The sequence below is a fragment of the Cetobacterium sp. NK01 genome, from assembly GCF_024506395.1.
GTDB lineage: Bacteria > Fusobacteriota > Fusobacteriia > Fusobacteriales > Fusobacteriaceae > Cetobacterium_A > Cetobacterium_A somerae_A.
The window spans coordinates 859,624-875,830 of record NZ_JANIBO010000001.1; the positions used below are offsets into that span (position 1 = coordinate 859,624).

Below are 16,207 nucleotides of genomic sequence, written 5' to 3' on the forward strand. Positions count from 1 at the left end.
TCAAGACTATTATTTTTAATGTTTTTATATGGTTCTAGACTAATTAAGGCTTTATAAGGCATTAAATCTTTCTAAAATATCTGAAAATATTTCCTCTTCATTCATTTCATCTAAATCATACCAAATATATTCATGATCATTTTTAAACCATGTGAATTGTCTTTTAGCATAATTTCTAGAATTTTTCTTTATTAATTCAATGGCCTCATCTAAAGTTAACTCTGAATTTAGATACGCTATTAATTCTGAATATCCTATAATATTTATCTTTTTTAATATATCTCCATATTTTTCATAAAGATATTTTACTTCTTCTAAAAGACCATTTTCTATCATTAAATCTACACGTATATTTATTCTTTCGTATAAATATGCTCTGTCTCTTTCTAATGCAACTTTTAAAAATTTAAAATTATTTCCTTTTATGTTTTTTTTAGATAATACTGAAAATTTTTCTCCTGTTTGATAAAAAACTTCCACAGCTCTTTCTACTCTTCTTTTATTATTAGGATGTATACTTTCAGCACTCTCTTGATCTATTTCTTTTAGAAGATCATAGAGTTCTTCTCCACTTTTATTCATTAAACTTTCCCTTATAAGTGGATCGCTCTCTGGCAAAGCTGATAGTCCTCTAACTACAGAATCTATATATAATCCTGTTCCTCCTACTAATAATATATTTTTTTCTTCATTTTCATTAAGTATATTATCAACTTTTCTTTGATAATCTCCAACACTGTACTTTTTAATAGGCTCAACAACATCTATCATATGATGAACCACTTCTTGCATCTCATCTTTTGATATTTTTGCCGTTCCTATATTCATCTCATTATATACTTGAGCTGAATCTGCCGAGATAATATCAGCATTTAAAGCTTTTGCCAGTTTTATAGATAACTCTGTTTTCCCTACTCCAGTAGGTCCTGCTATAACTATCCCCTTCAATTTTTTCACCTCTTACATGTTTTTAATAAAAAAGCTGAACCATATGGCTCAGCTCAATAAATAACTCTTTATTACTCAACAAAGTCAAATTCTGTATCAGCAATTCTTACTGTATCTCCATCTTCTACACCTGCATCTTTTAAAGCATCTTCTAGCCCTAAATTTCTAAGCATGTGTAGGAATGTTACTACTGATTCGTCATCATGAGTTATGATATATTTAGCTAGTACACCGTCTACAATTGATCCATCAACAACGAATACACCATCTTCATCTTGTGTTACAACAAATGGCTCTTTTCTAGTTTTATTAGCTTTCAATACATCTATTATATCAGCTTCTTCCTCTAACTCTTCTCTTTCTGTTTCTTGTAAAACATGCCAAGTTCTGTTTAAAACTTCTTTTAATCCATCACCTAGAATAACAGATACTGGAAATATCTCATTTCCCTGTGACTCTACATAATTTTTGAACTCTTCATATTTTTCCATATCCCAGATTAAATCCATTTTATTTGCTAAAACAATTTGTTTTTTATTTGCTAATTTTTCACTAAATTTTATTAACTCATTATTTATTCTTTTATAATCTTCAATTGGATCTCTTCCTTCAATTCCAGCCACATCTACAATATGATATATCATTTTACATCTCTCAATATGCTTTAAGAATTTATCTCCTAATCCTACTCCTTCATGAGCTCCCTCTATTAATCCTGGTATATCTGCAACAACAAATGATCTACCCTCTCCTAATCTTACAACTCCTAATTTAGGTTCTAAAGTAGTAAAGTGATAATTTCCAACTTTAGATTTAGCTGCTGATATTTTATTTATTAAACTTGATTTTCCTACAGAAGGATATCCAACTAACGCAACATCAGCTAAAAGCTTTAATTCTAATTTAACTTTTAACTCCACTCCTTCTTTTCCTTTTCCAGCCATAGTAGGTGTTCTTCTAATTGAGTTTTTGAAGTTTGTATTTCCTAAACCTCCTCTACCTCCTCTTAAAAGAACTCTTTCCTCTCCTGGAATACTCATATCTAATAATAATTTTCCAGTTTCAGTATCTCTGACTTGAGTACCAATCGGTACTTTTATTACTAAATTCTCACCGAATTTTCCAAACATATTTTTCTTCGCACCATTTTCACCATTTTCTGCCTGGAACAATTTTTTGTACTTAAAATCTATTAGTGTATTTATGTTAGAGTCAGCAACAAAAACTACGTCTCCTCCTCTACCTCCATCTCCACCATCTGGACCTCCAAATTGTATACACTTCTCTCTTCTAAATGTAGCGGCTCCATCTCCACCGTTACCAGCTTTTACTGTTATAATTACCTCATCTATAAACACTGTTTATCTCCTCCAAATATATTTCATATCTATAATATCAATTCTAATTCATTTAAATGCGTTAATTGTTATATTCTACACCTTTTTCTAATATTTTGCAATTAATTTTAGTATGTTTTTATTTAATATTTCTAATGTTTTATGATAGAATTAGGTTATACATATTATTTTATTTTGGAGGATTTTATGAATAGTTTTGGATCTCTTTTTAGAGTTCATATTTATGGGGAATCTCATGGCCTAGGTATTGGTGTTTTAATAGATGGTGTTCCCCCAGGTTTAAAGCTCAGTATAGATGATTTTATTCCAGATCTTTCCAAAAGAAAATCTGGAAAACTTGGAACAACACCTAGAAATGAGGATGACATACCTCAAATTATTTCTGGAGTTTTTAATAGTTTTACAACAGGAGCTCCAATAAATATTTTTTTTGAAAACAAAAATACTGATTCTAAAGTTTATGCTGATTTTAAAAGTCATCCTAGACCTGGCCATGCTGATTTTGCTGCCACGTCAAAATATCTTGGATTTAATGATATTAGAGGGGGAGGGCACTTCTCGGGAAGACTAACTTTAGCTTTAGTTGCTGCTGGTGTTATTGCAAAAAAAATATTAAAAACCACTACTTTTATCAGCGAAATAGAAACAATTGGTACTTTATCAAAGAAGTTTTTCAGTGATAATTTGGATGATTATCTATCTCAAATTAGAGAGGAAGGTGATTCACTTGGAGGTACAATTTCTTTAACTATAAAAGATGTTCCCATCGGATTAGGAGAGCCTTTTTTTAATTCAGTTGAATCGGTTATTTCTTCTATGGTTTTCTCTATTCCAGGTATAAAAGGAATAGAATTTGGTTCTGGATTTAAAGGTAGTGAACTTTTAGGAAGTGAATTCAATGATTGTTTTATAAATAAAAATGGAAAAACTGCGTCTAATAATAATGGTGGTATAAATGGTGGTATCTCAAATGGAAATGATATTTTTCTAAAAATCGCTGTAAAGCCAACTTCAAGTATCTTTAAAACTCAAGAAACATTTAATTTTAAAAGCGAGTGTATCTCCCCTTTAAAAATAAATGGACGACATGATGTTGCATTTATTCTTAGAGTTCCTATTGTTTTAGAGAATGCAGTAGCTATTGCTATTGCAGATTTATATTTACAAAGCAAAAAATACAACTTCAATTGGGAGGATTTAAATGGCAAAAAGAGCTAATTATATTGATTGGGACGAATATTTTATGGGTGTTGCTATTCTTTCAGCAAAACGTAGCAAGGATCCTGGTACACAAGTTGGAGCCTGTATTGTTACCCCTGATAAAAGAATTGTAGGAGTTGGTTATAATGGTCTTCCTGCAGGATGTTCAGATGATGAGTTCCCTTGGGATAGAGATGGAGATTTTTTAAACAGTAAATACGCATATGTTTGTCATGCTGAATTAAATGCCATTTTAAATAGTACTAAAAATTTAAAAGGGTGTACTATTTATGTAGATCTTTTTCCATGTAATGAGTGTGCTAAAAGTATTATTCAAAGTGGAATAAGTGAAATAGTTTATCTTTCTGATAAATATGATAATACTGATTCTAATATCGCCTCTAAAAAACTTTTAAATGCTGCTAATGTCAAATTAAGACAACTAGACCCTAAATTTGATGAACTTATTTTAAACTTTAGAAAAAATGGATAGGAGGTCCTTATGAATGATACATTAACAAGATTAGAAGAATGGATCAATTCTATGACTCATTACTTCGGAGCAGTTCTTGCTCTTATTGGAACAGGTGCTCTTTTAGTTCACTCTTTAAAAACAAATAATATCGGTTACGTTATTGGATGTATGGTTTTTTGTTTTTCTTTAGTCTTACTCTATACAATGTCAGGAACATATCATATTTTGTATGTTGGAAAAATTAAAAAACTTTTTAAAATATTAGACCATTCTGCTATTTATATTTTAATATCAGGTTCATATACTCCATACTTACTTGGTGTATTTGATGGAACTACTAAATGGGTTCTCTTCTTTATTCAGTGGGGAATGACTTTATTTGGAATTCTTTTTAAAGTTTTTTTTGTTGGAAGATTCAATTTTATTTCAACTTTAATCTATCTTTTTATGGGATGGATGGTTATGTTTGTTTTTAAAGATTTACAAGTTCTAGCTTCACCACTTTCTCTAAAATTATTAATTTGGGGAGGAATTAGCTATTCTGTCGGTACAATTTTTTATTTAATGAAAAATAAAAAATTTACTCATGGAATTTGGCATCTTTTCGTTTTAGCAGGAAGCGTATTTAACTATTTTTCAGTTTATTTTTTAATATAATAATTTTATAGGGGGAGTATTTTGCAAGACTTAAGTTTAAAGTTTGAAAAACAAAGCACTTTGAGCACCATTTTAAAATTTAGTATCCCATCTTCATTTGGAGCTATAATTGGAATGCTTTGTGTTTTAACTGATAGATATTTTATTGGTCAAGTTGCTGGAAGAGAGGGCATGGCAGCAGTTGCCCTCGTTTTTCCTTATGCTATGATTATAAATAGCTTTAATTTTGCTTTTTCTGGAATTGCTATTATAGTTGGAGTTAAATTAGGTTCAAAAGATCGAACTGGTGCCGAAAAAGTTTTATGTACTGGTTTTTTATGGATTTTTATTGTAGGGATTCTTCTTACACTATTTCTGTTTCTTTTCAATATTCCAATTTTAAAAATTTTAGGAGCAAGTTCATCTAATATTCCATTTGCCATTGAGTATACTAATTTTTTAATCCCTATTGCTACTTTTCAAATAATTTTAGGTCAAAGTACTCTTATAAGAGGAATTGGTGATTCTGTTACAGCTATGGGTGTTAATATTTTTACAGGGCTTTTTAATGTTGTTCTAGACTATATTTTTATTATGAAACTTAATATGGGAATCGGCGGAGCTGCTTTAGCTACTTTAATATCTACAGCTTTAAGTGCTTTTTATGTGCTTTTTTATTTTTATAAATCTGACGTTATATCTTTTTCAAAAGATCATTTATCTCTTAATATAAAAATTTTGAAAGAGATTTTTAAAATTGGAAGTCCTAGATTTTATAATCAACTTTTACAATCCTCAGTTATAACAGTTACAAATAGACAAGCTGGAGTTTACGGTGGTGATATTGCCACAGCAGCAATTGGAATTATATCTATCTGCAGAAGTGTTATGAACACTAGCTTGCAAGGTTTTAACCAAGGAACAGCAGCTATTATATCTTATACTTTCGGTTCTAAAAACTATAGTAGAGTTAAAGAAGTTTTAAAAATTCAACTATATACAGTTGTTAGTGTTTCAACTATTCTAGTTTTATTAATGCTTTTTTATACAAACGAAATTGTTTCTTTTTTTATAAAAGATGATCTACCTTTAGTTAAATTTACTGTTTCAGCTATGAGATTAAATCTTTTTTTGATGCCATTTACTGCTATATTTTTAGCTTGTAATAATTTCTTTCAATCCATTAAAGATAGTGTTATAGCAACAAGATTTTTTATGTTAAGAATTATTATTTTGAATATTCCTTTAGTGTATATTTTAGGATACTTTTTCAATGAGATTGGTGTTTGGTTAGCATTTCCAATATCTGATACACTAGTAGCTATAGTTATGTTTTTCTTAACAGTAAAAAAAATAAGAAAGATATCACCAGACAATTGAGTTTAAGAAAAATTTGTGTTATAATAATCTATAATTTAATAATTGGGGATGCAAAGGTTTCGACAGGGTTGTGAGGTTATAGGTAGCAGGCCAGGTTGATCGCTGTGAGAGATCAACTCATCGTTTAGATGGAAACAGAAATTACGCTTTAGCTGCATAATGTCAGCTCACCTCTGAACATTCTTTTCTGTAGGAGCGTTCAATCAAGGTGTCACTTAAAATACAGATTACCCTAAACGATTTCTCTAAGTTCTAGGGGACATTTTAGAGAATAGCTTTAGTTAGCCCTGTTTGCGGGAGTAACTATCGCGAAATCAAATAGCAAACTAAGCTTGTAGAAGCTTATGGCGCTTGCAATTTTGGACACGGGTTCGATTCCCGTCATCTCCACCAATGAATCCACCAACTAAAATTTAGTTGTTGAAATAGTAAAGACCGTATTGAATTTTTCAATACGGTCTTTTTATTTTCTATTTATATGTAACATATTACTTCTAGGAAACTCTATATCTCTTAATTTGTCCATCAATTTAATAACTTCATGTCTATTTAAATCATCAAAGTTTCTTTGTTTAAATCCATCTTCTTCTACTATAAATTTTTCATTTGAAATTTTTATAATCGTTATTTTTCTATCTCTTTTAAAAGTCAATAAATTTACTTTTTTTCCAATCTCTAATTCAGTTAATATTTTCTCTATAAACCTACTATAATCTTTCATACTTATTCTATTTATTGCCATTTTTATCTCCTTTAAATACAATTTATTTTATATTAAAAAAGTCATCCATTTTTCCTTTAATTTTAAAATTTTATATAAAAGTTTGCTTTAATAAAAAAGATCATATAAATATATGATCTTTTTTATTTAAAATGTTATTTCATCTGGGTCTGGACCTATTCTTTCTTCCTTATTTAAAGAGTTTATATATTCCATATCTTTATCATCTAACCTAAAGTTTAATTCAAAATTTTCCTTTATTCTCGATGGCGTCACTGATTTTGGTAAAGGTAGTAAACCATTTTGTAAATGCCATTTCAAAATTACTTGAGCTACCGTTTTCTCGTTCTTCTTTGCAATATTTTTTAAACCTTCATGATCTAAAGCTCCCTGCATTAACGGACTCCACGCTTCAACTAGAATACCATTATTATCACAAAATTTCTTTAACTCTCTTTGTTGTAAATATGGATGTAATTCAATCTGATTTACTGCAGGTACTATCTCAAAATTATCCATTATATAATTTAAATGGTGCTCTTTCATATTACACACACCAATGGCTTTAACTTTACCAGTTTTATATAATGTTTCTAAAGCCTTCCAAGTTTCCCAAGTTTTATTTAAATCTTTAGGTTGTGGCCAATGAATCAAATACATATCTACATAATCAAGTTTTAATTTTTTTAATGAATCTTCATATGCCTTTAATGTTGTTTCATATCCTTGATCTGTATTCCAAACCTTAGTTACAATAAATAACTCACTTCTTGATACTTCACTATTTTTTAAAAAATCAGCTATCCCCTCTCCTACAGCGTCCTCGTTTCCATAAATAGCTGCGGTATCAATGTGTCTATATCCATCTTCTAAAGCTAATCTAACAGCCTTCTTACATTGTTCCTTGTCTGTTGCTTTCCAAGTTCCAAAACCAATTTTTGGAATATTAATACCATTATTCAATAGATACATATTTTCCACTTCCCTTTTTATTTTTAAATTACTCTTACTAAAAATCCTTTTAAATATTCAGTTTCAGGAACTGCTACTGAAATTGGATGACATGGACTTTGATGTAACTGATTTACTATAATTGCTTTCACTCCGGCGTCTTTCACAGCGTAGGCTAAGGCCATTCTTAAATCAGCACTTGTTACAGCTCCACTACAACTATAAATAGAAAGTAATCCACCTTTTTTTGTTAATTTAATTCCATTTAAAATTATATCCTTATATGCTTTTAAGGCTTTATCTAAGTCCCTTCTATTTGGTGCTAATTTTGGTGGATCTAAGTTTACAACATCCCATTGACGCCCCTCTTTTACTAGTTCTCTTAGAACATTAAAAATATTTCCCTTTATATACTCAACGTTATTAAATTTACTCAAATTTATTTTTGCAACATTTAAAACATCTTCACTAACATCTATTAACGTTGTAGAATTTGCACCATTTACCATAGCATGCAAAGAAAAACCACCAGTATAACTACAAACATCTAAAAAATCTTTTCCTTTAGATAAAGATCCCATAAGCATTCTATTATCTCTTTGATCCGAATAAAATCCTGTTTTTTGACCTTTTAAATCTATAGTAAATTTTGCTTCCCCTTCATAAATTTCAATCTCATCTGGAACTTCTCCAAAGATAACTCCTGAAACTTCAGGAAGTCCTTCTAATTTCCTTCCATCACCTTCGCTTTTTTCATATATCCCTTTAATATTCGGTATCTCTTTTTTCAAGGCTTTCACTAATATTTCTTTATCTCTCTCCATTCCTAAAGTTGATGCTTGAACTATTAAATAATCACCAAAACGATCTACTATAACTCCTGGTAAAGAATCTGACTCACTGTGTATCAATCTATAGCCATTGCTATTAATATTTAACATTTCTCTCAAAGTATATGCTTCTCTCACTTTTTCAGAATACCAATTTAAATCTATTTTTTTATTAATATCTTTTTCAAGCATACGCACCATTATTTTTGAATTTTTATTATAATGACCGTAACCTATAAATTCTTTTTTCCAATTATAAACTTCTACAACTGTTCCTGCTTCTGGGGCTCCCTCTATCTTTTCTATTGCCCCTGAATACATCCAAGGATGACCACTTTGCCACATTCTTTCTCTATCTTTTTTCACAAAAATTTTACTCACTTTTCACATCCTTTTAATTTTTAAAAATTCATATAGTATATTACATTTTATAACTATATCTAAAAAAATACAATTAATTTTGTGAAAATAGAAGAATATCACCTATTAAAAGAACAACATCACCTTTAGGTGTTATATAATTATCATCTCTTTTTATAGATACTATAAGCATTCCTTGAGGCAGTTCCAACTCTTTTATCCTTTTATTAATATAATCTGATCTTTCATCTAAAATCATCCTCTTTAAAGCTAACTCTTCTAGTTCTTCAATTTCTATAAATTTTTCATCTTCCATTTCTTCTTCAAATAAATCTAATTTTTTTCCTACATATTTTAAGGTCATTCCTTGAAGCAAAACTGAAAATACAACTATATAAAAAGTTAAATTAAACATTCCTTGTGCATTAGGTAATCCTTCTGTTATAGCCATTGTAGCAAATATTATAGGAACAGCTCCTTTTAAACCAGCCCAAGATATAAAAAATTTTTCTTTATAACTAAATTTAAATGGCCATAATAAACTATATACAACAAGCATTCTAATGCATATAATCATAATTACAGATAATAAGCTTCCAATTAATATATAACTCAATAATTGACTTGGAAATACTAAAAGTCCTAACATTACAAACATTCCAATTTGCATAAACCATGTTATTAATCTCATGTTTCTAATAGAATTTAATTTATAATTAAACTTTTTATTCCCAATCATAATACCAGCTATATATATTGCCAAAAATCCATTTCCATCTAAAACTGTAGCTAATCCAAAACAAATAAAAAGTATTGCTATTAAATGTATAGTTAAAAATTCTTCTCTAACTATTTTTATATAGTTAGCTAAAGGTAACGTAACTACTCCAAAGATATATCCTATTATTGCTCCAAGTGTTATTTGTTTTAAAAGAAAAATTATACCTGTAGCTATAGACGTGCTCTCTCCTTCTTTAAAAAAAGAAAGAAGAAAAAGTATTAATGCATAAGCCATCGGATCATTACTTCCAGATTCTATCTCCACAACTGATTTAACATCTTTTTTTAATTTAGAATCACCTAAGATTGACATTACTGCAGCTGCATCTGTTGATGATACCATAGCGCTAAATAATAAGGACTCTTTTAAAGTAAAGTCTGTTAAGTAATAAACTGCCACTCCAGAAAGACCAGCAGTTAAAAGTACACCTAAAGTTGCTAATACTCCACTCGGATAGATTGATTTTTTTACATCCTCTTTTTTAGTTTCTAATCCACCAGAAAATATAATAAACATTAAAGCTATTGTTCCTATATTTTGAGCTACTAGAGCGTTATCAAAATATATTCTTCCTAACCCTTCAGATCCTGCAAGCATTCCTATTAATAAAAACATTATTAGCAATGGAATCTCTAATTTTTTAGATATTCTTATTGAAAATAAACTTATTAGTATAATAATACCTACAACAAATATTTCAATTCCCATCTATTCACCTACCTTGAGATGCCATATTTTATAATATGTTCTAATAATTTAAAAGATGTTACTCCTACAAGTACTAAATATGACCCTATAAACATAATCAAAAATAATATTTTAAAAGCTTTATCAAAAAAGCTTTCCTTTTGTTTTAATATTTCATTTTCCTCAGATAATAATAGTTTTTTCATTTTTTCCTCCAATTTTTAATTTATTTTTTTGAAAAAACTATTTCTAAATTCTCAACACTCTTTCTTTATATCTATTTAAAATATTACATATTAAATTTTTTTTGTTATAAAAATTAATAACTTTATTTTTATTTAAATTAAAACTACAAATTGGAGAAAAAATAGTATTAATTAAATAGATTGTTATTGGACTATCATTTTTATCTTTGCTTTTTCTATTTCGTTCTATTGTTAATAATAATCTATTGTCTTTATTTGATGAACTTAGTAATATATGTTTATCTTTTCTTTCGCTTTTTAACTCTTTTATTTCAGAATTTATAAAATTATATAGGTGGGTTCTATCTTTAAACTCCTCCCTAATACTTCCAAAAATCGAAATAATAGAAAGAAGTAAAAATAGAGTTATTCTTTTCCTCATATATTTCACCTCTTTTTATATTCTACAAAATTAAATTTTACTTCCTTTGACTTATAAATTTAATTAAATATTATACAGTTTTTTTTGTGATTTTCAAATAAAAAATAAAAAGCCATACAATTTTATATTGCATGGCTTTTTTTAGTAATTAATGACCGCAGCTACACCCACATCCACCTGATGATTGTCCATTTTCATCAACGAATTTAGCTATTTGATCTAATCCTATAAAAGTTTTTGTTCCGCTACATTTCTCAACAATTAAGCATGGTACAGATCTTATTCCATACATTGCTGCTAACTCTTGATTCTCCATAGCATTTATAATTTCTACACCCTCTGTATCTGCTAATAATTCCTTTGCTGGACCACAATATTGGCAAGTTGGTGTTGTAAATAACATAATTCTCATTCTTATACCTCCATTTATACTTTTTCTGTATATATTTATATGATATAAAACTTTAGTATAAAAGTCAAGAATTTTATATCTTTAGTTTTTTTTATTTTTAATATATAATATATAAATATTATTTGTTTGAGGAGATTTTTTATGAAAAATTTTATTATATTTGGTTTAATCTCACTTACTATTTGCTCTACTCAAATTTTAGCTAATCCTGGGAAAGGAAAAGCTAAAGGACATATTCAAAAACATATCAATTCTGATACTAACTGGGGACAAAATAAAGATTTTTTAGAATGGCTTAATATGAATCCTTCTTTTAAAAATAAAGATAGAAAAAAATTAGAAAAATTTTATAAAGAACAATTAAAAGAAGAAAAAAGATTACGAAAAGTTTTCGCAAAATATAATAATGAGATTTCAACCTTACCAGCATATAAAAGTTATCATGATCCTTTAAAATATTTTATCAACGATTTATTATACAACCCAAACAAAATAAATCATTATAACTTTTCTCATAATTTTAAACAAACTTTAACAAAAGAGGAAAAAATAGCGGTTGACTTCCTTAGGTTAATTGAAAATTTTAAATAAAAAAAGTGGATAAAATCCACTTTTTATTTACTATATTCTACTAATATTATTGGATTTTCTATAAAAAATGCTGGGCATTTAAATTTAGGTAAATTTTCTAAAACTTCTACTTTTTCTTTTGTTGCAATTAATATTTTCTTTTCTGCTTTATTTATTGTCTCCATGCTTAAAGTTATTCTTTTGTACGGATGATTAGAACTCTCTGTTATGAGAGTTGGTTCTAATGCTTCAACATCATCCATTGTGAATATTGAACCTGTATGCCCATCTTCACCTACTCCTAAGTAAACAGCATCAAATTTTATATCTCCTTTAAAATATTTTAATAACCTTTTTTCATAATCTATTTTTGAATCTAAAGGAGTTTTCAATATTTCTATTTTATGAATATTTTTTTCTGGAATATCAATTTTATCTAAAAGATTTTTTTTTAACAGATTGTAATTACTACCTTCACTGTTTAGTGGTACAAATCTTTCATCAACTAAAAATATATTTATTTTATCCCACTCAATATCCTCTTTTGATAATTTAGTAAAAAATTCCTTTGGTGTTCTTCCACCAGAAAATGCTATATTAACAACATTTTTTCCATAAGTTGTCTCTTTAAATATATCAATCGCTTTTTTAAAAAGATCACTTTTTTTAGAAACTTTAATTAACCTCATAATTATTACCCTCCTTTTCTATTCACTAGACTTTTCTCTATAGTATTCTTGATAGTTAAATTTTGGTATACCTTTTTTTACTTTTTCTCCTACTAAAGAATAACTTCCATCTTTATCTTGAATTCTTAATTTAACATTGTCTTTTAAAATATCCTTTATAAGTTGAGTAACTTTTTTTCTATCCTCCTTATTTTCCAGAGGAAAAATTGTCTCTACTCTTCCATCTAAATTTCTTCTCATACAATCAGCACTTCCTAAATATAACTCTTCATCTCCATTATTTTCAAAATAATAAACTCTATCATGCTCTAAAAATCTTCCAACTAAACTATATACTTTTATATTTTCACTTAAATTTGTGACTCCACTTTTCAAACAGCATGCTCCTCTCACAATTAAAACAACATCTACTCCAGCTTTAGATGCATCATACAACTTCTCTATAACCCCTTGATCTGTAAGTCCATTCACTTTAATAATTATCTTTCCTGTACCACCTTTAGATATGTTTTCTATCTCTCTTTCTATAAATCTATATAGTGTTTCTCTTAGATGAGTTGGAGCAACAATTAATTTTTTCCAATCATCTATTTTAGAAAATCCTGTTAACTTATTAAATAGATAACTTGCATCTATTCCCATCTCTTCATCCATAGTAAAAAATGAGTAATCAACATATAATTTGGCTGTTGAATCATTATAGTTCCCTGTTCCTAAGTGAACATATCTTTTTATTCCATCTTCTTCTTTTCTAATTATTAAGAGACATTTAGCATGAGTCTTTAATCCACTTAGTCCATAGATAACATGACATCCCGCTTCTTCCAATTCTCTAGCCCATTTTACATTTCTCTCTTCATCAAATCGAGCTTTTAATTCAACTAATACTGTTACTTGTTTTCCATTTTCAGCTGCCTTTTTCAAATATTTTATTATTGGTGAATCCCCACTCACTCTATATAGAGTTTGCTTTATTGCTAAAACTTTTGGATCTTGAGCAGATACTTTTACTAAATCAACAACATGATCAAAACTTTCAAAAGGATGTCTTAATAAAATATTTTTTTTAGATAAAACTTTAAAAATATTTTCTCCGGAAAGTTCTTTATAGTACTTTGGTATATTCTTTTCAAATTTTAACCCATCAACTCCATTGACATCTACAATTCCCCATAAAAAAGTTAAATCAAGAGGTCCTAAAACTGGATAAAAATTTTCCTCTTCAAGTTCTATTTGCTCTTTTAAAAAATCTAAACTTTTCTTTGAGACACCTTTTATATATTCAACTCTAACAGGATTTCCCCATTTTCTATTTTTTACCTCTTTTTCTATTTCTGCTAACAAATCTTCTGCTCCACTATTTTCATCAATTCCTAAGTCTTCATCTCTAGTTATTCTAAAATAACCTATATCTATTATCTCATAACCATTAAACAGCTTATTTAAATTATTTTTTACTACTTCTTCTAGAAGGATAAAATTATTTCCTCCTGGAAGCTTAATTAATCTATTTACAACTCTTGGAACTTCAACTATTGCAAAAGATATTCCATCTTTCTCTTTTACATTTAATATCATATTTATTGCTCCACTATTTAAGTGTGGAAAAGGTCTAAATGTATCTATTGCCATAGGAGTCAATATTGGAAAAAGTGTTTCACTATAATAATTTTCTATAAATCTTAATTCTTTACTTCCTAGTTCTTCATAATTTTTTATTGAAATTTTCCCTTCTACTTTTATCTTATCCATAATTGTCGTATAAAGTTTATATTGTTTATCTATAACTTTTGTAACTTCTTTTTTTATTATTGATAATTGTTCCTTAGGAAGCATTCCAGCTATATCTCTAAGCTCTAAATTTGATTCCTCTTGAGCTTTTAATCCAGCTACTCTAACTTTAAAAAATTCATCAAAATTCGAACTTACAATAGCTAAAAACTTTAGTTTTTCTAAAAGAGGATTTTCATTTGCCTCTGCCTCTGATAACACTCTTTTATTAAATTCTATCCAACTTATTTCTCTGTTGTAAAAGTCTTTTCCAGTATAGGTACTCATTCTCCGAACCTCCTATTTATTTTAAGTTCAATATCTAAATCAAAAAGATATTTAAATAATTTTGATTGTTTTTCAAAACTACTTTTCTCCATGTAAAAATCTTCATCTGTATCCATCTCTATTATTAAATCATTTTTATCAAGATGTATTTTCTCATTACACAATCTTTGTTTTTTTCCTCTATCTAGTGAAGTAGCTATTTTAATTATTGCTATTATTTTTAATAGTTTAATTAATTCCTCTCCCTTAAAACCATAATTATAAAGAGACTCTAATTTTGTATTTGAAGTATGAGCTTTTACTATAAAAACTATTTTCTCTATCATATCTTTATTTAAGCCAAAAATAGTTGTATTTTCTAATATATATGCTGAGTGTTTACTATGGTTTTCAAAATCTATAGCTTTTCCTATGTCATGTAAATATGCTGCAATTATAAAATATTTGTAATCTTTTAATCCTAGAGAGTGAAAACCTTTTAATTTATCTAGCAGTTTTATTCCTATTTTTTTTACAAATTCTGAATGATCTCTATCAAAATCAAATTTTTCTCCTAAATCTATAATTGAATCTAAAGTTATTTTCCATAAAGTTTCTTCAAAACTATGTCTAATTTCTGGATAAAATTTTTCTAAAGCACATAAATCTTTAATATTAAAGTCTAAAAATTTTATCTCTTTAATCTCAAAATAATCTGAAAAACTTATAATTAAACTTATTGATATAACCATTAACTTCGCTATAGGAACACTACATTTGTATTTTGTTGAAATTTCATTATAAGAATGTTCTTGTAATGATTTTAATTTATCTTTTAATTCAGTCAATGTTAAATTTTTTAAATCTTTTTTCCCAAATACTATTTTTAAAAGCTTCTCTTCCAACTCTCCTTCTAAAATTAATTTTTTTATAACTTTTCTTCCTACATCTCTTCTTATAAATTCAACATAACTTTCCATATAATCACAAATAAAATCAAATGCTTTTTTTGAATTAATATTATTTTCTTCAAGAATTAGATATAATTTTTCTGTTCCCAAATTTATATGTTCATTTATAGATAACTCACCCTTGTAAAAAAGATATACTCCTGAACTAAACGATTTTAAGTTAAAAAATAATCTACTTTCTTTTTTAGAAAAAATATCCTTTTCCAAATGAATTAATTTTTTTATAGAATAATATGTTTTTTCACTTAAATCTATATTATCTACAGCTAAATTAGCCTTTAATTTTATTTGGTCTAATACCATTGGAAAATTTGTTATGCTTCTAAAAAATTCACTAAATATGACTTTTTTATCTATAACCCCATAATCACGGGATAAATTATCCATTTTTTTTAAAATATCACACATTTTTCTCATTTTTTCCAATGAAATTTCATTTCCATCTTTTACTTCCTTAAAAAGGTTTATATCTTCTGTTACCTTTTCTAAAATCCTATAACCATTTTCTTTTTTCTCATAAATTTTCATTTCAATAAAAGTTGAATTAATCTCTATAACTGCGTAAGTCACCATA

17 protein-coding genes and 1 other RNA gene are annotated in these 16,207 nt (G+C 27.6%); 6 read left to right on the forward strand and 12 right to left on the reverse strand.

The features are described from left to right. Positions 1 to 51 precede the first annotated feature (51 nt). Positions 52 to 948 carry a tRNA (adenosine(37)-N6)-dimethylallyltransferase MiaA gene (miaA, locus tag NON08_RS04255; protein ID WP_264759773.1) on the reverse strand — a complete coding sequence of 299 codons (897 nt, stop codon included), beginning with the start codon at positions 946 to 948 and terminating at the stop codon, positions 52 to 54. Between the two features lie 71 nt (positions 949 to 1,019). Continuing rightward, positions 1,020 to 2,306, reverse strand: a complete 1,287-nt coding sequence (gene obgE / locus NON08_RS04260) for a GTPase ObgE (protein WP_256690229.1) — start codon at positions 2,304 to 2,306, stop codon at positions 1,020 to 1,022. Positions 2,307 to 2,492: 186 nt separating this feature from the next. Between obgE and aroC the strand changes: the two genes are divergently transcribed. From aroC to ssrA, 5 genes are all read left to right on the forward strand, one after another. After that, the gene (gene aroC / locus NON08_RS04265; RefSeq protein ID WP_256690230.1) at positions 2,493 to 3,524 is read left to right on the forward strand and encodes a chorismate synthase; all 1,032 of its coding nucleotides are present in this window, start codon (positions 2,493 to 2,495) and stop codon (positions 3,522 to 3,524) included. Next, positions 3,508 to 3,999 (forward strand): deoxycytidylate deaminase, encoded by a 492-nt coding sequence (locus NON08_RS04270; protein ID WP_256690231.1) that lies wholly within the window; start codon positions 3,508 to 3,510, stop codon positions 3,997 to 3,999. The genes aroC and NON08_RS04270 overlap by 17 nt, the downstream gene beginning before the upstream one ends. A gap of 9 nt (positions 4,000 to 4,008) precedes the next feature. Continuing rightward, positions 4,009 to 4,638, forward strand: coding sequence for a PAQR family membrane homeostasis protein TrhA (gene trhA, locus NON08_RS04275; protein WP_256690233.1), 630 nt, complete (start codon positions 4,009 to 4,011; stop codon positions 4,636 to 4,638). Positions 4,639 to 4,659: 21 nt separating this feature from the next. Next, positions 4,660 to 5,997 carry an MATE family efflux transporter gene (locus NON08_RS04280; protein WP_256690234.1) on the forward strand — a complete coding sequence of 446 codons (1,338 nt, stop codon included), beginning with the start codon at positions 4,660 to 4,662 and terminating at the stop codon, positions 5,995 to 5,997. 44 nt (positions 5,998 to 6,041) lie between these two features. Then, positions 6,042 to 6,390: a transfer-messenger RNA gene (ssrA, locus tag NON08_RS04285) on the forward strand. A 70-nt stretch (positions 6,391 to 6,460) separates the two neighbouring features. Here the strand turns inward: ssrA and NON08_RS04290 are convergent. The 7 genes from NON08_RS04290 to NON08_RS04320 all read right to left on the reverse strand — a co-directional run bounded on the left by NON08_RS04290 (position 6,461) and on the right by NON08_RS04320 (position 11,366). Then, positions 6,461 to 6,739, reverse strand: coding sequence for a hypothetical protein (locus NON08_RS04290; protein WP_256690235.1), 279 nt, complete (start codon positions 6,737 to 6,739; stop codon positions 6,461 to 6,463). Between the two features lie 126 nt (positions 6,740 to 6,865). Next, positions 6,866 to 7,690, reverse strand: coding sequence for an aldo/keto reductase (locus NON08_RS04295; RefSeq protein ID WP_256690236.1), 825 nt, complete (start codon positions 7,688 to 7,690; stop codon positions 6,866 to 6,868). Positions 7,691 to 7,713: 23 nt separating this feature from the next. Beyond that, on the reverse strand, positions 7,714 to 8,880 hold the full coding sequence (locus tag NON08_RS04300) for a class I SAM-dependent rRNA methyltransferase (protein ID WP_256690237.1): 1,167 nt from the start codon (positions 8,878 to 8,880) through the stop codon (positions 7,714 to 7,716). Between the two features lie 73 nt (positions 8,881 to 8,953). Continuing rightward, positions 8,954 to 10,348: a potassium/proton antiporter gene (locus tag NON08_RS04305; RefSeq protein ID WP_256690238.1), complete on the reverse strand. Its 1,395-nt coding sequence runs from the start codon at positions 10,346 to 10,348 to the stop codon at positions 8,954 to 8,956. Between the two features lie 8 nt (positions 10,349 to 10,356). Beyond that, the gene (locus tag NON08_RS04310) at positions 10,357 to 10,533 is read right to left on the reverse strand and encodes a hypothetical protein (protein ID WP_256690239.1); all 177 of its coding nucleotides are present in this window, start codon (positions 10,531 to 10,533) and stop codon (positions 10,357 to 10,359) included. 43 nt (positions 10,534 to 10,576) lie between these two features. Continuing rightward, positions 10,577 to 10,954 (reverse strand): hypothetical protein, encoded by a 378-nt coding sequence (locus tag NON08_RS04315; RefSeq protein ID WP_256690240.1) that lies wholly within the window; start codon positions 10,952 to 10,954, stop codon positions 10,577 to 10,579. 148 nt (positions 10,955 to 11,102) lie between these two features. After that, positions 11,103 to 11,366, reverse strand: a complete 264-nt coding sequence (locus NON08_RS04320; RefSeq protein ID WP_256690241.1) for a glutaredoxin domain-containing protein — start codon at positions 11,364 to 11,366, stop codon at positions 11,103 to 11,105. A 141-nt stretch (positions 11,367 to 11,507) separates the two neighbouring features. Here NON08_RS04320 and NON08_RS04325 point away from each other — a divergent pair, with 141 nt between their 5' ends. Further along, positions 11,508 to 11,957: a hypothetical protein gene (locus NON08_RS04325; protein WP_256690242.1), complete on the forward strand. Its 450-nt coding sequence runs from the start codon at positions 11,508 to 11,510 to the stop codon at positions 11,955 to 11,957. 23 nt (positions 11,958 to 11,980) lie between these two features. Here the strand turns inward: NON08_RS04325 and pgl are convergent, their stop codons facing one another. Genes pgl through NON08_RS04340 form a run of 3 tightly spaced genes read right to left on the reverse strand, consistent with a single transcriptional unit; the run spans position 11,981 to position 16,206 of the window. Continuing rightward, a complete protein-coding gene (gene pgl / locus NON08_RS04330; RefSeq protein ID WP_256690243.1) occupies positions 11,981 to 12,625 on the reverse strand; it encodes a 6-phosphogluconolactonase in 645 nt (214 codons plus the stop codon). A gap of 18 nt (positions 12,626 to 12,643) precedes the next feature. After that, a complete protein-coding gene (ppk1, locus tag NON08_RS04335) occupies positions 12,644 to 14,683 on the reverse strand; it encodes a polyphosphate kinase 1 (protein WP_256690244.1) in 2,040 nt (679 codons plus the stop codon). Further along, the gene (locus tag NON08_RS04340) at positions 14,680 to 16,206 is read right to left on the reverse strand and encodes an HD domain-containing protein (RefSeq protein ID WP_256690245.1); all 1,527 of its coding nucleotides are present in this window, start codon (positions 16,204 to 16,206) and stop codon (positions 14,680 to 14,682) included. The genes ppk1 and NON08_RS04340 overlap by 4 nt, the downstream gene beginning before the upstream one ends. Position 16,207: the final 1 nt, after the last annotated feature.